This window comes from Euryarchaeota archaeon (assembly GCA_016207515.1).
In the GTDB taxonomy this organism is placed as follows: Archaea; Thermoplasmatota; SW-10-69-26; order JACQPN01; family JACQPN01; genus JACQPN01.
The window spans coordinates 43,754-62,702 of the sequence record JACQPN010000012.1 but is presented as its reverse complement, the minus strand read 5'-3'; the positions used below and the strand labels follow the sequence as shown (position 1 = coordinate 62,702).

General features: G+C 62.8%; 4 protein-coding genes and 4 pseudogenes. 2 read left to right on the top strand and 6 right to left on the bottom strand.

Features of this window, described 5'->3' with window-relative positions:
• Positions 1 to 67: 67 nt before the first annotated feature.
• The 4 pseudogenes from HY556_05385 to HY556_05370 all read right to left on the bottom strand — a co-directional run bounded on the left by HY556_05385 (position 68) and on the right by HY556_05370 (position 9,784).
• Positions 68 to 1,381 (bottom strand): annotated as a pseudogene (locus HY556_05385) (PKD domain-containing protein).
• Positions 1,382 to 3,169: 1,788 nt separating this feature from the next.
• Positions 3,170 to 3,541: pseudogene (locus tag HY556_05380) on the bottom strand (PKD domain-containing protein).
• Between the two features lie 1,500 nt (positions 3,542 to 5,041).
• Positions 5,042 to 7,615, bottom strand: a pseudogene (locus tag HY556_05375) (PKD domain-containing protein).
• Positions 7,616 to 8,128: 513 nt separating this feature from the next.
• Positions 8,129 to 9,784 (bottom strand): annotated as a pseudogene (locus HY556_05370) (PKD domain-containing protein).
• 518 nt (positions 9,785 to 10,302) lie between these two features.
• Between HY556_05370 and HY556_05365 the strand changes: the two are divergent.
• Positions 10,303 to 11,217: a hypothetical protein gene (locus HY556_05365; protein ID MBI4393216.1), complete on the top strand. Its 915-nt coding sequence runs from the start codon at positions 10,303 to 10,305 to the stop codon at positions 11,215 to 11,217.
• Between the two features lie 125 nt (positions 11,218 to 11,342).
• Here the strand turns inward: HY556_05365 and HY556_05360 are convergent, their stop codons facing one another.
• On the bottom strand, positions 11,343 to 16,754 hold the full coding sequence (locus HY556_05360; protein ID MBI4393215.1) for a hypothetical protein: 5,412 nt from the start codon (positions 16,752 to 16,754) through the stop codon (positions 11,343 to 11,345).
• Between the two features lie 378 nt (positions 16,755 to 17,132).
• Between HY556_05360 and HY556_05355 the strand changes: the two genes are divergently transcribed.
• Entirely contained in the window at positions 17,133 to 18,248 is a 1,116-nt protein-coding gene (locus HY556_05355; GenBank protein MBI4393214.1) for a right-handed parallel beta-helix repeat-containing protein, read from the top strand.
• Between the two features lie 409 nt (positions 18,249 to 18,657).
• On the opposite strand, the gene HY556_05350 is transcribed toward HY556_05355, so the two are convergent.
• Positions 18,658 to 18,942 carry an Ig-like domain-containing protein gene (locus tag HY556_05350; protein ID MBI4393213.1) on the bottom strand — a complete coding sequence of 95 codons (285 nt, stop codon included), beginning with the start codon at positions 18,940 to 18,942 and terminating at the stop codon, positions 18,658 to 18,660.
• Between the last annotated feature and the right edge of the window lie 7 nt (positions 18,943 to 18,949).

Genomic DNA, 18,949 nt, shown 5'->3' with positions numbered 1-18,949 from the left:
CGATGGAGCCCAGGATGCGCACTTCGACCGTCTTCGGAACGAGGACCGTCACCGAGACGCTGTCCGCATCGCTTCCGGCGGAGTTGGATACCGTCACGGTGGTCGTGTAGGTCCCGGCCGATGCGTAGCTGTGCGTCTGGCTGGTGCCGCCGGATGCCGTCGCGCCGTCGCCGAAGGCCCATTCGATCGTGGGGCTTGTCCCCGTCACGATGGCCGTGTAGGTGATCGTCTCGCCGGTGAGCGCACTCGCCTTGTCGGCGGAGAGGCTCACGGTGGGAGCGACCACGTCTGGCACGTTGTCCACGCTGAACGCGCGTTCGGCTTGCACCGTGGAGCTGTCCGTCATCTGGTAGACTGCTGTCGCGACGTAGTCGCCGTCGCCCACCGTCGTCGAGTCCCACGACAGGCTCCAGGCGGAAACGCCGGTCGCGGTCGAGGGACCGAACACGACGACGCTGTCGCTTGTCCTACGCACGGTCACGTCGACTTTTTCGTCGACCTCGACCGGTCCGGGTGTCTCGGAAACGGGTGAGGACTTGAGGCCTTCGCCGCCCGGACCCATAGCACTCACTTCATACGTGTAAAGCTGCCCGTCCGTGAGGCCGGTGTCGGTGAACCCGATCGCGCTCTGCTGCTGGATGGACACGCCGTCGCGGTAGATCTTGTACGAAGTCGCCCCCGACACGACGTTCCATCCGAGCGTGATCTCTTCGGGACCGGGTATCGCGAAGAGGCCTGTCACCTGCGCGGGTGGCGGGATCGCGACTTTCTTCGGGACTGTGACGCTCCAATACGCCGGGCCTTGCGTCAGATCGTCGCCACCGCCGTAGACGGCGTGCGGCGGACCGAAGTAGCGGCCCTGGCCCTGGGAGCTGTCCCATTCGAGTTCAAGGCGCAGCTTCGAGCCTGCCGGGATCGTGACATCGGCGGCGGGCGTGAACGTCAAGGTGAACATCCACGGGTACTCAAGCGGCGATGATGGCCCGACGACCGCCTCGACGGAGCCCACAAGCGTCGGGTCCGCGGCCGTTCCGACCTTGGCCCCGATGCTTATCGGGGCGAGCGCGCAGTCACCGCACGGGTAACCGCTGACGCCCATCACTACCTCGACGTCGCCGTCCTTCGAGATGTCGAGGTCGTCGACCAAGACGTCCGTCAGGAACTTCAACGTGAGCGAGTTCTGGGCGCAGTTCGCGTTCGCGAGCTTCGTCGTGTGGAGGTACGCCTGCCCGGCCGGCGAGGTCAAGGCCATCGACCCGGCCGCCGTGTTGCTGCAACCGCCCGAGTTGAACGTCGTCACGACGTTCTGCGGGTAGTACTTGACCTCCTCGATGGTGCTGCCCCCGCCGCCTCCACCGGAGGTGGTGGTGAAGGGCAGCATGAGGCTCCACAACGTCGTGTCGAACCCGTGCGCTCCCACCCAACCGCCCGTGGCGGTCTGGTACTTGGTCACGACTCGTACGTCCGCTCCCGCGGGGATGGTCCCGTCCCAATCGGTGGTCACGACGACGTTGAAAGTCACCGTCGTCGGGGCAAGGCCCGTGAAGTCCGCCGTCGTCGAACCCGTGGCGCGCAGCTCCCCGTCGACGAGCACGTCGACGACGACGCGCGTCTGTACGTCGGCCGGGCCCTCGTATTCGAGGGTCGCGACACCGACGCCGCCCGTCGTGAGGTAAAGCGTCTGGCTGGGTGCCGGAGACAGCGGCCACTCGTCGACGCCGTCGGGGCTGAAGCCGCCGCTCGATATCGCGCCGTCGGAGTTGCCCTCCGGATCGTCGGGATCCGCGTTGACCCACTGTTCGTCGATGAGACCGTCCGCGGGCACACTCGTATCCGCCATGTGGAAGTAGAGCGTCTTCTTGGTCGGGCCGGGCTCGCCGTTGGGGTCGCTCGATGCGATCACCGTGAAGTCGTCAAGGTGCAACACACCATCGTGGTCCTCGGTGAGCATACGCACTTCGTGCGTGCCCGGGATGAGGTAGAGGTGGTTGTAGAGGCCTGACGGGGCTCCAACGCCGGCCTCGATCTGGCCGTCGCCCCATTCAAGGCGCCACGACCGCACGTCGCGGTACGCGTAGGTCTCGATCTGGGCCCGCATGGGGACCGCACCGTTCGTTCCATGGAGTTCTATCCCACCGACGCCTTGCGGCATGCTGCTTGAACCCCCGGTGCCGGCGGAGGCCGTTCCCGAGAAGAGGACCGAACCAGAGACCGTCGCCCCGGCACCCGGAGTCGTGAAGGACACCGACGGGTCCGTCCCGCCGCCGTTCGAGACCGTCACGACGACCGTCGCCGGCGGGCTCGCGTGGCCCAGGCCGTCGTAGGCGATCGCAGTGATGGTGGTCGAACCGTCGGGAACGAGCGTCGAATCGAACGACGTGCTCCAGGACGTCGTCCCCGTCGCGAGCACGGGCCCTAGAGAACCGAAGGTCACCTCGACCGAGGGGTCGCCTCCCGAGGGGCCGATAGTGAACGTGGCCGATGCGGGAGCGCTCGTGGAATCGATGCTTACAATACCCGAACCGGCGGCCGCAAGCGACGTCGAGCCGGCGAAGTCGGTGAGGAGTTCGCCCGGCTGCACGGCGTTACCGCTGGAATCCTGGATACGGTCCTTGGGGACGTTCCACGTCACGAGCCCCGTGTTCCTGTCCCAGGAACCGGTTATGTCCGCGATGTAGGTGAGGCTCGTCGAGGCGATGGGCCATGGCCGGTTGTAGAGCACGAAGCGTTCCTTGAACTCGCCATCCGGCAGGTTCGTCCCCGCGATGTTCGAGAGGCGGCTCAGGAGGTAGTACTGCCTGTCGCCGTAGACGAACTGCAGGGTGTAACGCGCGTATTCGGCGTTACGAGGGTCGCTCGGAAGCGACGCAAGGCGGGCGCCGACGTTGAACGTGGTGTCCGCCGGCCCGTCGTCTCCCCAAGCGTACCCAGAGACGAAGTCCATGTGATCGATGTTCGCGCCGCCCGCGCCCCCGTCGCCCGCCGTGTCCGTCCAGAGCGGGGCGTTGAGGTCGAGAGCACTTCCCGCCGAGGGCGGGAAGAAGGCCGTGCCCGAAACGGGGACGGAGCCGGACACGACGTCATCCGCGGCTGGGGTTCCAATCGCCGCGAGTAGCCCCGCGGAGATGGTGGCAGTGGTCGAGTCGCTGACGATGGACGGCGTTGCCGCCGAGTCCGTGACGGTCAACGTCACCGTGTACGTCCCGGCCGAGGCCCAAGCGTGGCTCGGAGCGGCCTGTGTCGAGGTCTGCGCGTCGCCGAAATTCCACAAATAGGTGTAGGGCAAGGTGCCGCCGCTGATGGTCGGCGACATCGCGACATCGACGCCAGGGGAGCCCACGTACGGGCCGCCCGCATCGACGCTGAGGGGCGTCGTTCCGGCAAGGTCCTTCGCGGCCTTCACTGCAAGAAAGGCGTCCACGTGACCGTAGCCGATCCCGGGCACCCACGTGTTGGTGGGCGGCAGGTCGCCGACGTGGGATGTCTCCCTGAGGATACTCTTGACCTGGGTCGGTGTCAACGCGGGGTTCGCCTCGAACATGAGGGCGACGATGCCCGCGACGATGGGAGCAGAGTAACTCGTTCCCGAGCCGCACTCGTTGAAGGCGGTCGTGGACGTCGCCTGGGCCACCGAGACGCAGACGCCCGGCGCCAGAAGATCGGGTTTGCCGACCTGGTTGGAGGCCGTGACGGAACCGCTGACACCGCAAGCACCCCCGAAACCGTTGGCTTCGAAGAAGGCTCCGTGGCAGACGGTGTCGTCGACACGGGATACGGTACGGAGATCGTCCTGGTTCCCGACCGTGATCGCCTTCGCGGCCGTACCGGGGCTTCCGATCCCGACCGTGTTGCCTGACGCGATGACCATGACGATGCCGTTGTCGACCGCGCGATCCACACACGCGTCGTCCGAAGTGGACGCGGGAAGGAGGCTTCCGTATGAAAGGCTCGCAACGCGGATGTTGTACGTGGCCTTCGCCGCGATGACCGCGTCCACGGCCTGGCAGGTGCGCACGTTGACGCTGTTCCCCGTCGCGCCGCCGATCTCCTGGAGTGCGATGACGCTCACGAGCGAAGCACCCGGAGCCGAACCGTAAAGCGGCTGCTCGGTGGTCGCCATGCCGGTCCCGACGGCGAGACCCGCCGTCGCCGTCGCGTGGTTGCCGACCGTGTTCTGTCCCCAGACGTCGAGGGTGGCGACGCGCTTCGAGGTCGACGGCGAGACGCCCGTCGGGGCGAAAGCGCCCCATTCGAACGCCTTGTGGGTGCCCATGGCGCCGGCGTCGAAGTTGGCGTAGCCGACCCCTTTGCCGGTGTAGCCGAGGCAACCCGCCCCGCCCCACACGCAGTCCGCGTAGGTGCTCGACGGCCTAGCCTTGATGATCTGCCCGGAGAGACCGTCAGCGAGGACCGCCGGCGGGTTCCACTCGACACGGATCGCCCCGTCGTGGCGCAAGAGGCCCTTGACGGCCCAAGCGGGAACACCTTCGAGGTCGACGGCGTCGATCACCTTGATCGGGTACGAGTATGTCGCGTGTCCGCGGCTTCCCAACTTGAAGGCGTCCAACGCCGTCGCCGGGTGGTCGAGGAGCACCTTGACGCTGTAGACGTCACTTGCGCTGGCTTGCGAAAGTTCGTCCTCCAAGGCGTCCTGGACGCGATCCATGTCCACGTCGTCCGCGAACGGAAGGGTCCACATGCCGGAGGACTGGCCGGAGCCGCTTGAATCCGGCGTCGTGCCCGATATGGGGACGATGCCCGGGTCCACGTAGGCCCCGTCGGCGGGACTCGTGATGGTGATGGTCCCAGACTCGCCCACGGTGACGCTCACCGAATCAGGCGCGCTCTCCGAGGATCCGTCGAAGAAGACTGCGGTGATGACGAGCCCGGTCCCGGGCGCGTAGACCGAGAAGTCATGGTCGATGTGCCACGTCGCCGAATCAGGCGAGTCGTCGGTCGCGCGCTCTTCGGCGCCGCTCCCCACCGTCACGTAGACGCCCGCGGGTTTGGAGCCGACGTTGACGCCTTGGGTCGCGGAGTCCGTGAGGCCCTCCGTGTCGGTCACTGTGAGCGTCGCCGTACGTGAGCCTGAAGTCGTGTACGTGTGGGAGACGCCGGAGAAGCTGCCGCCGGAAAGCGTTATGCTTTCCGGGCTCGAGCCGTCGCCGAAGTTCAAAGAGACGCTGGCGATGGCGTTCGTCCCTTCTACGACGCTTCCATTGAAGTCGACCGCGAGGGGCGCGCTTCCCGACGTCGGCGAACCCGAGAACGCCGAGATGGTCGGAGGCGTGTCGGGGTTCGGGCCGCCCTGTATAGTGTACTCGTTGCCATTGGCGGGAGCCAGGACGAATTGCGTCGCCGTGGTTTCGGGGCCGCCGCCGGGCGCATAGTCCATCGTGGGCAGGACGCTCGGAAGCCCGTTTCCAGGCACGAGCATCCTCGCTTGGAGGAAGGTCGTCGTCAACGTGTCGCCGGGCGAAAGGCTAGCGCCGCTGATCGCCGTCGACCAGGCCGACAGCGGGACCGTCGCCGTAAGGGTGTGGCTCGCGGCGTCGATCGTCACCGGGAAGCCGCTCTGGAGGGTCAGCCAACCGGTCGCGCCGAGGCAGCCGAGGCATTGCGATTGGGCCTCGAAGGTCGGGTTCTGTGCGCCGGTGCTCTCTATCCACAAAGCGAGCTCCGATCCGTCCAGCGTGAAACCGTACTCCCATGTGGCCGCGGGGCTACCGGGGTGGGGCAAGGCCGGATCGAAACCGTAGGTCGTGAACGTCACGACAAGGTCCGTCGCCGTGTTCGAGACCGCCGCGCCCTTGAGGTCAAGGCTCGCATACTGCGGCGGGAGTTCCTGCGGGTCGTCGGCGCCGAGCACGTTCGCACCCGTCGCGGTGATCGGCACCGGCGGTTCGGCCGGCGCGAGGCCGCTCAACGGCACCCTGAGGGCGCTCGGGAAGCGGTTGTTGTCATAGTACACCGCGTAAGGCGACGTGGTGGCCGGCGAGTCGATCCAGAAGCGGACTTCGAGCCTGTCGCCCACGTGGGCGAGGACATCGCCGTTCTCATCCGTGGCCGGGAAGCCGGCGAAATCGGTCCGGGAGACGTCGAAGCCGCCGAGTTGCCGCGTCTTCGAGTACGCCTTGCCCATCTCGAACGGCATGTTTACGAGCGTCGGCATCCCCTGCGCCTTCGGGCCGTCGTCGCTGTAGCTCCTTGCAAGGGGCAAGACGCCGTCGTTGGTCACAAGATTCAGTTCCGCGTTCAATCCATCGAGCATCGAGGCCGTTGACCTCTGCGAGATGTAGACGCCGAGGCTCGCACCGTCGATCGTAGAGCCCTCACCGTCGCCGATCGTCGCGTCGCTTTCGAACGGCGCGCTGAACGCGATGAAGACGGGGCCGTCGCTTTCAGAGAAGACCGAGGGCGCAAGCCCTTCCGGTCTTTCGAAGGACAAGACGGGCGCGGACTTTCCAAGGTCGCCTATCGACGGGACCGAGAGCGATCGCACGCGTTCCCCATGGAGGAAGAGCGTATTGAGACCGGTAACGAGGTCGCCCGTCGAGGGGGCGGAGACCGAGGCCGGAACGCTCAACGCCGCGCCGCCGACGTCGGGAGCTCTGTCGTCTGGCACGACGGAGCTGAGAAATCCGGTCGGCGTCTCGTACGATTGCACGTGGACGTCGGAAAGGACCTGGCCCGCCGTGGCGCCGACCTCTGTCCAGGGGATCGTGACCGTGATCCTGTTGTTCGCGTAGTCGATGTCGACCGTGCCGGTGCTGTCCGCGCCGTCGTTGAAGGACCAAAGGCCCGTCACCTGGCCGAACGTGTAGACCTGATAATCGTACTCCGTGGTCCCGATCGTGAAGACGACGTCCCATTCGTGGAACTCGCTCGACGCGAACCCGTCGCCGGGGGACGTGAGAAGAAGGTCCACGTTCATGGCCACGACGAGGTCCGTGGCCGTCGCCGCCGCGTCCACCTGGACGAAATCGGCTTCGGGGCTGTGCCCGTCGCCGACGGCGTCGCTTATCATCGCCTGCACAGGCGGCGAACCTGGCTCGTAGGTCCCGGTGAACTCAAGGTGCGAGTCATAGAGGGCCGGACCGTCCCACTTGTAGGTCGCGCTGAAGGATGCGGCGAAGAAGTCCGGGTGGATCCCCACAAGGATCTTGCTTCCCACCGGGAAAGTGTGGCTCGCGGTGCTCGGCTCCGCGTAACCCAAGTGGTGTACGACGCAGTCGCCTTCGACCGGGTCGGCCGAGAGGACGCCCGTGTTGGAGAACTCCGCGGCGTCGTTGGTGAGCACAAGCGTCGCAGTGTCGCCGACCACCTGGTACACGTCGGCGAAATAGTTGCCGTCGATGCCGCCCGCGATGCAGTCCCTGAGAAGGACGTTGTTCGCGATGGTCCACGGTGCGCCGTCGTTGTCGGTGATGGTGGTCGTCCCGTCGGCGATCGTGAGGGGGCCCGTCAATGGGCCGCTCTCGAACAGGAGCGGGTAGGCGTCGATGTCCGGAGAAACGACGTTGCCTATCTGTTGGCTAGAACCGACGAGGCCACCTCCGGTGACCGCCCGCTTCGGGGCGGCGCCCGGGGTCGTGCTCATCGTCCCCTTCACCATGACAGCACTGTCGGGAGCGGGGTCCGGCGCGTCCGTGAACTCGCCGCCGTGGTAGTAGAAGGTGATGGTCTCGGTCGTCAAGGTGGGCAGGTAGCACTTCTCCACCGTGTTCGTGTCGCTCGAGGCGGCCGAGTCGGTGACGCGGACGATGAAACAGGCTTCGACGCCGGCGACGAGGCCGGAGATCGTCGTTCCTGTGGAGCCCGTTGTTTCGATAGGGCTACCGAGATCGACGCTGCCGGCGGGGCCCGTGTACACGTTGTACGTGTAGGGAGGCGTGCCGCCCGAGGCGGAGCTCCAGGAAAGTGTCGCCGTCGTGCCGGTGCCCGTGACCGAGGAAAGGCCCGCAAACGTCAATCCGTTCGGGTCGCCCGTGTGACCGGCCGTCCCGGAGATCGCAACGGTGTCATGCACGGTGGAACCCGAAGCCGGGTTCTCGATGTCGACGACCGGCACCGAGGTCGTACTGGATACTGTCGCCGTCGTCGAGACCGAATCGCTGGTGCTTGCCGCGTCGGTGACGGTAAGGGTGACCGTGTACGTCCCCGAAGAGGCGTAGGCGTGCGTGGGGGAAGCGCCGCTTCCCGTGTTCCCGTCACCGAAGTCCCAACCGAATGAGTATGGCGAGGTGCCGCCCGTGGCAGCGCCGTCGAAGGAGATCTGCGCCCCGACGCCGCCCGAGTATGGGCCGCCGGCGTCGGCTTCAAGCGGGGAACCGGTGTCGAACGCCGCGAAGAGGCCGCGGCCGCTGCTTTGGCGCGTGATGGTCGCTTTTTCGCTACGGCTCTGCCCCGCCGTGCCGCTTGGCCCTTCGCAGGACGCGGACGTGCAGCCGTCGGCGTAGCCGATCAGGACGCGTCCGTCGGCGCCCACGGTGATGTCGTTGAAGTCAAGGAGGTTGCGGCACGTCTCATCGGGGTCGCCGATGGAACCGCGTTGTACTATCTTTTCGGAGGCCTTCTCTACGTTCCAGGTGACGCCTCCGTCGTACGTCATGGCGACGTACATGTACCATACGAGCGAGTTCTGTGCGGCCGCGCAACCGGGGAGGTTCGCCGCGGATTGTGTCGCACCGAGGAAGGCGAACGCGGCCCTGTCGTGATCGCCCGCGATGACCTCGGCGAACTCGGCCCGCAACACCGGCGGGCTCGTCAGCGCGCCGACGTTCAACCACTTCGTTGGCGTGACGCCGTTGCCGGCGCCGATGTCCTCGAATGTGACGCCGCGGTCCTTCGAGACCGCGATGAAGGCGCCGTTCGCCTCGGCCTGGCCGTAGTAGATCCAGTAGTTGCCCGAACCGTCCGCGTTGTAGCTCGGGGCGATGCTCGGGTCGAAGCGGCCGCTCGCGGTCGAACCCGGTATTGTCCTCACGTTCCAGTTGAGCGTGTTGTCGGTGCTCACGCCGAAGCCGTCCTTGCCGCCGCAGTTACGGGACGGGAGATAGACGGTCCCATCGGGGGCGACGCGGATGTGGCCGGAGATGGCCCAACAATCCCTCACCCACGTGGGGCGCACCTCTTCGAAGGTGAGGCCGCCGTTGAGGCTTCGCGAACAGAAGGCAGGGCTCGGCTCCAGGCCGACCTGCGAACAATAGTACACTGCGTGCTTGTACGCGATCGGGCTGTCCTCGATGATGCTCCGAAGGGGTTCGGCGTACGGGCCGCCGCCGACGGTCTCGTGGTCCCAACCGCCATGGGCGCAGGCGTCCGCCGACGGGGTCCAGGAGTTACCGTCGTCGCTCGTGAACCCGATGATGCTGCAAGTCCCGTCGAGGCCGCCGGCGAAGGTGCGGCCCGTGACGGAATCGGTGAAAAGCACGGGGTCGATGTTGACTATGGAGAAGGGGGCGCTCTTGTCTTCCCAAAACGCGGTCGGAGGGTAGACCGCGTCGTTGAAGGTCACGCGCAATTGGTCTGCGTTGGAATTGATGAACACCTTTCCAGTGTTCCAGTTCACGCCTATGCCGGGCTCGGCAGCGTCGTTACCCATCGTCGACGGGGGTTGATAGTCCGTGAAACCGGCGGCGCCTGTGCCGAAACTCGGTGTCGCGCTTGCTGTGCCGAACGGCGCCCATTCCGAGAATGGAAGCACCAATAGGCCAGAAGTGACCATCATGACGCTCACAAAAACATTCAATGCCCGCTTGCCCTCGTTGCCTCCTTTCGCCATTTCAAATCCCTCTTTTTCGGCGACGAAATCCTGACCGATCGAGAAAGCGAGGCGCGCGAAAAAGCGTGACCGACAACCGAACACTTTCTTCGGCTACGGAAACCGCGTTCCGCCTCCCCAGTCTCCCGTCCCAGTTCGCCATCTGGGGCTTACGTGAAGAGGACACCGGTCGTATTAATATGATATCGTTGTTACGATAGGAGGTTAACAACCGGTTTTTGGAATACTTGTCAAACATGTTCAAATGCGGAGCTGATCAGCTGCGAGATTCGGAGAGATCGGGAACTCGGAACGCGATCAGTGAACCGCGGCGTGACCGCGGATCGGCGCTGGTTTTCGTGTTCCCGGAAAGACGATGCATCTATGCTGATCCGTAGCGTCGTCTTCGCGTCGATAACGCGCCGTCTTCGATCAACCCGAGCCACGCAACCGGGTTCCCGGCAATCGGTCGCATCCGAGTCGAGGAGCCGATACCCGCCACCAAACGTTTTATAAGAATCCGCTGCGACTGAGGCGCTGTGAGCAAAGCGCGTTTCGCGATCATGCTTCTTAGCACGATCACTCTGACCGGTTGCACAAGTCCGACGTCCGACCAGACCCGCCCTGCAGAGCGTCTGGATCTGGAATTCGCGGACATGATCGTGACGCTCACGCCCGGCGAACCAGGCGAGGCGCCGGGAAGGATGTTCACGGGCCGCGCTGGCGATCTTTTCGCGGCTGACCCGAACGGCACGGCGGAATTCCCCGGCCGGGCCGTGAAATCCGGAACGGTCATCTACACTACGTACAACGGGATCGGCTGGACGAAATACGGGTTCGACGCGGCGGCCTTCCGCACAAGCACCGTGCAACTCTTGGCGTGGGACCTGAAGTACCTCACGGAACACGCGGGTTTTCGCGGGAACGTGACGACGACGTTGGTGGGACACACGTGGGCCGGTGAAGGGCATTTCGACGCCGGCGGGAGCCGCATGGACTATTCGGTGACGATCGAGGCGGCGGGCACGAATATCGTGAGCGCGCGCGTGGAGGCGTCAGGCGCCCTTGAGAGCCCTTACACGTTCGCGCCCGGACCTGCCCTCCCGTGGGCCATCGAGGTCCCGTCGAAGTCATTGGATCCCGAGACGATCGCGAAGGGGGACACCGTCTCGGCCGACGCCCACGCGTTCATCGTGCAACTCATCAACGATTACACGCGTGGCCACGCGGGGCTCGTCCCGGAACGCATCAGCGCGGAGGACCTGAGGGTCGAACTGCTCGCATCAGGCAAGAGCTGGCCTGCTAACCATTACACGTCGGCGCCGATCGCGAACCAGACCTCATCCGGGAACCTGAGGTGGCTACGCTGCGAACCCACGGTCGGCTACTACGCGGCCTACGGCTGGGATGCGACGCTTTTTGACAGTTCGTGGGGCGGGAAACCGTGCAAGTGATCGGACCCCATGTCGTTACGACTGGTAATTGCGGCCGGGTCCGTTGCGTCATCTCCGAAAAATCCCCCGAAATTTGGCAAGCCGAGGACTAGTGAAAATGTGCATTGGCCACGCGACGCCCCACGCTAGTTAAGGACGCACGTATCCGGATCTGTAAGTTCGGAGCACCAGATGGGATAATTGATGGGCACTGGCTGATAGTGGGCCTCATTCGGATCCACGAGGTACAACGGGTTCCACACATGTGCAGCCACCGGCGCCGTGTACACCATCGTCTCGAACGGCGGTGGACCCCCCACGTCACCCGAACGCTCCGTGAAATACACGAAGCCCGACGGCGCATTCATGTTGAAGTGACAGGCCAACGTCCTGAACTCCAGGTCATCGCTCATCGGGCACGCATCCGGATTGAAATCCTCACAATGATTATCCTGACAGATGACCACCGTATCCGGGACCTCGTCATCGACGTCATTGTCGACGATGACCACCGATAGGGTGCCGAGGTTGAAACTCCACCTCATCGCGCCACCGAAGAGCTCCACGCGCGGGTCCGCCTCCAAAACGACCTTTGCCTCACCACCGGTCGCACATGTCTGGACGCTAATCACCCACATCCAACACGCGTGCGACGTGAATCCATGCGCCTCGATCGTGTAATTCGTGTTCGTATTCTCCCGTTCCACGTAACGGTCGACCGGGTCGACCGGAAGCGGACCGGACGCGTTCCACCCAGAGACGCCCACCTCGGCGAAAGTCTCATTCCACGTAAGACCCACATCATAGAACCGGTTGAAGCTCGTGTTCAACCAAACAGCATGGTGCACCCTATCCGCCTTCCCGGCGAATAAATCCGGGACCGCGTACGACGGCGCCGACGAATTCACGAAATCCAACAAATCGTCCTGACAACCCGGACATACGAGCGCCAAACTGGCGCCCGCCAATGGATCGATCGCCGCATCAATCACCGAATCAACCGCTCCAGCGCCTTCCGGCGCCACGCGTTCCCACCGTTGCTCAAGGTACCCGGGGGCCGCGGAATTCATGCCACGCCCAAGGTAACGCCACGTCCCATTGTCTTGCGACACGACGCCACCCCCGTACGAGTCGACCATGAACCCCGGCGTCTTCGAATTCGACGCCAACGTAATCGGGTAATCATCGATCCCACGGCGCTCGATGATCGGCCCGAAGTCCGAACCCTCCGTCACGCCCGTCGAGTACAAGGATGACGCATTCAGGTAGGTCGGGTCATCCACGCCGGGAGTCACCGTGACGTTCGTGAGCTTCCGGCTCGTCGAAATGAGGAGGTCCCACCCTTCCGCCTCGGGATTGACCCGCGTGTTGTCCACTTGATTACCCGTCGAGGCGGCGTAGGAGGACGCATCCACGGCCGGCACCATCCCCAGGTACGTGAAAGCACGGTAATCATAGTCGGTGACGCGAAGCAGACTCGCCGAGACGATGCTTTCCCGCCAGAACACGAAGAATATCGCGCCGCCTCTCGGGTTCCAACCGCGCGTCATCCACTCGGCATTCGTGCTCATGTTGCCTTGGGACGCGTGGTTCTCCACTTGCAACGTCGCGTTGAAGTCCCACTGCGAATCGAACGTGACGTTCAAGGGTTGGTTCGTGGCGAAGGGCGTGATCCTCAAGTGTGGATTCAGGAATTTTTGTAAGGGGTTCTCGAACCACGTGGGCTCCGCTGAAGAAACGTTTGCAAGCGTGCTTTCCATGGAGTTCACAGCGTCGTCGCCGAGGGCGACGACGTAGAAGCCCTTCGTTCCGATGAATTCGAATTGGAAGCTCGTGGCGATGTTCACGACTTCGTTCTCGGGGATGGTGAAATTGTAACGCAACATGCCCATCACGGAAGGGCCCGTAAGGGTCTTCGGGGTCGCTGTCACTGTCGTCTCATTTGCCAAGAACGCCCAAGTGGTGTCAAGAAGCGAACCCGGCAGGGCGGGCACCACCGGCCAACTGTTCGTCACCCACTCCGTCCCGTTCACGTAATCGCGCACGCGCCCAGTCTCACTGAACGCCTCGTGCATCAGGAGTGCTGAGGGCCATTGGAAGAAAGCCGCTTCATCCCGGCATTCGCCGAGTTTGCCTCCCACAATGGGGACGTCTAACGAGTTGTTTATGTCGCCAACGGAAAGGCCGGCTCCGAACAGTTCATTGTAACCGCGCGTCCAATCGCAAAGCTGGTCCCGCGCCCACTGGCGATCCACCGCCGTCAACACCGCGGTCTTCGGGTTCAAGGCGTACCCCGCGGCCGATAAAACTCCGCCGGAGAACAAACGGGCCGGGCCCACCATGGGGTAGGTCGGCGTCTCCCCGTTGATGCATTTCTCGAACGCGCGTTCCGGGCCCGTGTTCACGCTGCAAAAGCCCCAATCGTAGAGGAACCGAGTGTAGTTCGCGTAACTTGGCATGCCTCGGAAGTCCCATTGGTGGGGCGTGAGCTCAACGGCCCCAAAGCTTTCATTGTGTCGCGCGTCCGAACCATTCGGGGCCGTCGTGTGGGAGGTGAAATTCGCGGGAAACAGGTAGGGGAATTGTGAGCACCAGAATCCGGGAAGGACCGAGTAAAGCGTCGTGTTCCCGTCCTGATTCGTTTGCCCACGCCAGACCGTCTGGATGCGCGTCGACGACTGCGCCAATTGGACCTCCAACGAGACGCTCGGAGAATCCAATCGGCCCTCGCACGAGCCCGTATCCTCCGGCGCCGTGTCCAACATGAACAGTTGAACCGTCGCGTTCGGGATTGCCGTCCCATCTCGATACCGGACGGTCAAGTTGACGTTTCGAGTCAGGTAGATTCCAGTCGGCGCCGTTTTGATGATCGTTTTGCAGGTCTGATCCTGTCCCGTCGCGGTGGAGTTGTTGCAGATGTCCTCCGCGATGACGCGGACGACGCCGAAATAGTGACCGTAGGGTGCTTGCGTGGTCTTTTCGGCCTCCGTCGTGAGATCCACAAACGTCTCGTCCCCCAGTGATGTGACGGCGCCCACGGTCCGACTCGCGAACAACGCCAATTGCTCCGTGTAATTCCTCACCGTGTCATTCAAGGGCTTCAACACGGGGTCCGAAGGGACTATCGCCACGAGATTCGTGAGCTTGACCTTTAGGAGGCTCACGTTTCCGGTGACGCGATCCAAGTCCCCGACGTTCGTGAGATTAGCGCGAAGCGCGACGAGACCAAGCCGGTGCTGCTGGATGGCGAAACGCGTCGAGGCGTTCAACGGCGATTCCGACGAGAACCCGAGGTACTTGGTCCGGTCCAAGGCGATGTCGGCCGCTTCCAGGAGCGGTTCGACATAGGGAGAAATCCGGGTGACCGCGAAGTCACCGCCGACCGTCGCGGTCGTCTCGGGGATGAAATAATACGGCTTCAAAGGGTGGTCCAGGCTTCCGCGGCTCGAATTCAAGTCTGAAAGGATGTCCGAGGTCGTGTTCACGGTCAGGTTCGGGTCCGTCGTGTTGCTTCCCATGAGGCTCCAAACGGCGGATTCGTGGCCGAGGCCGCGCATCGCCTCGCTCGCATTGTTCAACAGGGTTTCGGGGAAGTGGTAGAACGTGACGTTGATGCGAACCTTCTTCTCCGAGGCGAAGACGGTGTTGGGCAGCAAACCTTTGTCGAGCAGGGCGCGCGGAGACCCCAAGAGTTGATCTCCGAGACTTGGCAACACCATGGACGGGTTCACGAGCTTCAAGTGCGCCGTCGTGGCGTTCTCTCGCGTCGTGACCCCGAAGTCGGCGGAGGGATTGAGAAGGACCGGTGCAAGGTCGACGATGTGGTTGAGCTTCGAGGAATTTCCCCAAACGGAGAGATTGTGATCCTTGCTGAGGTTTTGCGGGCTGAAAGTCGCGTTGGAGACGAAGCCGAGGATGTTCGTCGTGTTAAGGATTCCATAACCCTGGCGCCACGCATTGTCGATAGCGTCGACGCCGTTCCACGACGGCACGGCGATGGTCCGAAGGTATTCTTCGATGATGAACGGGTCTGTAATCCCCTTGAGCATGAGGATCGCGGCCAAATCCGTGACGTTCCGCACGGCCTGCACTTGAGCTTGCGCCATAGCCATGTTATCAGGAAGCGCGACGAGGAAATCGGGTTTGGCGAGCATCATGCCGTTGGGCCCGGCCGGCGTTCCAAGGCGTGCCCCGTTCATCGACTGGTTCGCGACACCGACCCCGATGACGTGGCGGCTGATGCCGATTCCGCCCGCCGTGTAGTACTGCGTCACCGTTGTGCTGAAATCGTTCGCTTCGACGGGCGCGATTATCAACGTGCCCAAATCGCGCAGGAGACCGAGCTTCGCGTTCACCTCGTCGGTCAACGGGTATCCGAGGCTTTCAATCGCCAGTACCCGAGGCGGTCGACCATTCATGAGTTTCGTGAGATTCTCATTGAAGAACCGGATGGTCTCGTTCCGCTCGTGCGGCGTGGAGACATCCAACGGCACCTTCGTCCAAATATCAGTGACGTTGCCCGTGGTGGAAAACGGCGCATCGCCCGACACGAAGTGGACGACGTCGATCCCGCGTAGGTCAAGGGGGTTGAATTTCTGAAGGATCTCTGTGGTGAGGCAGATCTTCCCCGCTAGCGTGAGGTTGCGTCCAGCTTGCAACGGGATGGCTCCGTTGACGGGCAATGTGGTGACCCTGTCGCGGATGCACACGCGAAGCCTCGACGCCTTGAAATCCACCAGTGGTAATTCAACGACCGACACGTTCGCTCCAACACCCGTCGCGTTCACCTCTCGTGTAGCGTTCAGTGCGGCGGCGGTGGCGCTTACATCGTAGAAATCAAGAAACACTTGATCCGCGCCAGTCGCAGCGTCCCCATCCGACCAATGGACCTTCACGCGCAGGACGTCGGTCGTGTCGACATCGTCGTCCGCGATCGTAGATGTGTCCGAATCCATCGCGGGCATCTCACGGGCTTCAAGAAATGTTAGGGAAGGCGGCTGGTTTCGAACATGGACCGGAATATCGGCCGTGGTGGAATTCAATTGCGCGCCAGTCGCCTTGCTCCAATCCTTCACGGTGACGCGGACCTGATAATCCCCTAGGTCCCGCCACTCGTGACTGGCCCGTGACGAGTTCGAGAACGCGCTGAAGTTTCCCTCCTTGAAATCCCAATTGTACGAGAGATTCTGCTGGATCGCGAACGACTCATTGTCGTCCTGCTCCTTGTCCTGCACTTTCACGGTGTCCTGCCAATAGGTCCAATTACCGTCGCGGTACTCCCTATTGTAGAATGTCTCCAAATCAAGCGATTGAAATCGATTGACGGAGAATCCTTGAGACTTAAGCAGCGGGTGAACGGTCGCGACCGGGTGGCTGTTGCCGACGACGAAGTACCCCGATTTGGAATCGGTCAGGAGAGCGGTCAATGTGGCGTTCGCCGTCCAAGTGACGTTCGCACCGTACTTGAGCTGGCTCGCCGGAATCAGTGAATACTTGAAATTGAAAACCCCGTCCGGAGGGATGCTCTCAAATGAGATTTGGGCATCGTCTGACTTCACGCCGTCGACGAACCATTCAAGACTGATTTCGCTGCAATTTGAGCACTCCGCCTTCAGGTACACGTCAGTCGTGGAATTCGGATTGGGTGGGTCCGTGACGACTTGCTTCAGTTCGGGATGGGGACCACCGTGCCCCGCGCTTGCTACCGGAGCTAACTGTAGCGGCTCAACATCAAGAGGAAAGGAAAATCCAGAAAATAGAATGATGAACGTAATTATTATTGCTCTAGGCTTAGCCCGCCCCATTTTCTTGCCCCCAACAAATACACGCGCGCGCGCGCGCTTATAAAGTTTGTGCTTTTCGGCGAAGTCTTGGAGCGCGATAGCAAACAGGCGATTCGGAGAATGTTGAAATACTCCCACGGCTACTTTCAGGACGTGACTGGCGGGAGGCTTTCGAGCTTCGGAGTGACGTTATGCACATTTGTCTTGCTCGTCAGTATTTTTTTGCCAGGACTCGCCGCCGCAGCCCCCATCTCACGGCCAGCGATACTGATAATCGGAAACGCGGGCCTGGGCGTCTCTTGCGTTCCAAACGCGGCGAACGGCGTCGTGGGTGGATGCGGTACGGCGGCCAACCCCTACGTGATCGAGGGTTGGAGCATTGACGGGGCGCTCTCACCAGAGTGCTCAACCTTCGAGGACGTGTGCGGCGGCATCACCATAATCCAAACTACGGCCTACGTCGTTATTCGGAACAACGTCGTCAGCCACCACAAACTTGCGGAGATTTACGTGGAGGACTCGGCGAACGTCCGAATCGAGTCTAACACCATCGGGCCCGCGGGAAGTTACTTGGTCGGCGTGCAATCTGGTGACGGCATCTTCGTGCACGACAGCGCTGGGGTGAGCGTGAGTGGGAACACGGTGGAGTGTGCGGCTGGCTCGGTGGGGTCCATTGGTATTCTGATAAGTGGGACGAGCAGCGGTTCAATGGTCGGCAGCAATTCCGTCTCAGGTTGCTATAGCGGCGTGAGTGTGGCGGCGTGCGGCGGGACGAATGTTTCTGCCAATAGCGTCACCACTTCGAGTCACTCCGGGATTGTGTTGGCCTGTTCGAATGTCGTAGCTGACGGGAATACCGTCACGGCCGCCGCGGCTCGCGGCATCGTTTTCTTGGGCTCCTACACCAACGTCACCATCAGCCACAACCTCGTCACGAACAACACCGGAGTCGGCATTTACACTGGGTCGAGCGGCGCCCATGTGGATGATAACATCGTCTCCTACAATTCCGGCGGCGGCATCGATATCGGTGGTGGAACCAGCACCTATTCCTATTCCGGGAACAACATCTTCGGAAACTCGAACTACGGACTAAGAACGTGCTCTTCCAACGTCCTGAACTGGACGAACAACTGGTGGGGAGACTCGTCGGGCCCAAGCGGCCTTGGAAGCGGAAGCGGTGACGCGGTAACGAAATGCCTGGCTGGAGCTCAAGCCCCCTCGTTTAGCCCCTGGCTTACCTCGGCCAGCCCGACCGCGGGCCCGTAGATTCTCAAGCGCATTGGGATTCTTGACCCGCGCCATCATCCGGAAGCGCCCCTAGGAAATCGGGTTTGGCGAGCATCATGCCGTTGGGCCCGGCCGGCGTTCCAAGGCGTGCCCCATTCATCGATTGGTTCGCGACACCGACGCCAATCACGTGACGACTCACGCCGCTTCCACTTGGGGTGTATTACTGCTTCACGCTGGTGTTGAAACCGTTGCTTCGACGTACGCGATAATCGACTTGCCAAACTCGCGAAGCTTGCCGTGTTTTTTGGCCCACGTTGGTGGTCAGCGCTTGTCCGACCGCCCCTATGGCCGGGCCACGTGGCCGCGGTGATGGGATAACTTGATGGCACGAATTATGACGTCGGCTGGCCGTCGCGAGAAATGGGCTTTACCCATCCCGTGGTGGTCAAATCTTCACGACGTCGATCGATTCCTCCGGGATCCTCCCGACCCCGTCTATCGCCTTGACCGAGAGGACGTGCCGTCCCGTCGAGGCGGTCGAACTATCCCACGCGTAGGAGTACGGGCCCCCTGACGTGTCGATTTTCACGATTACCCCGTCCACGTAGAACTTCACGGCCGCGATACCGCTTCCCGCGTCGCTTGCCGTCGCGGTGAATTCCACCACCTCGCCGCCGACCTGTAGCGCGATGCCGGTGTCGAGTAGGTCCGTCGGGTTCGTGATCTCCACAATGGGC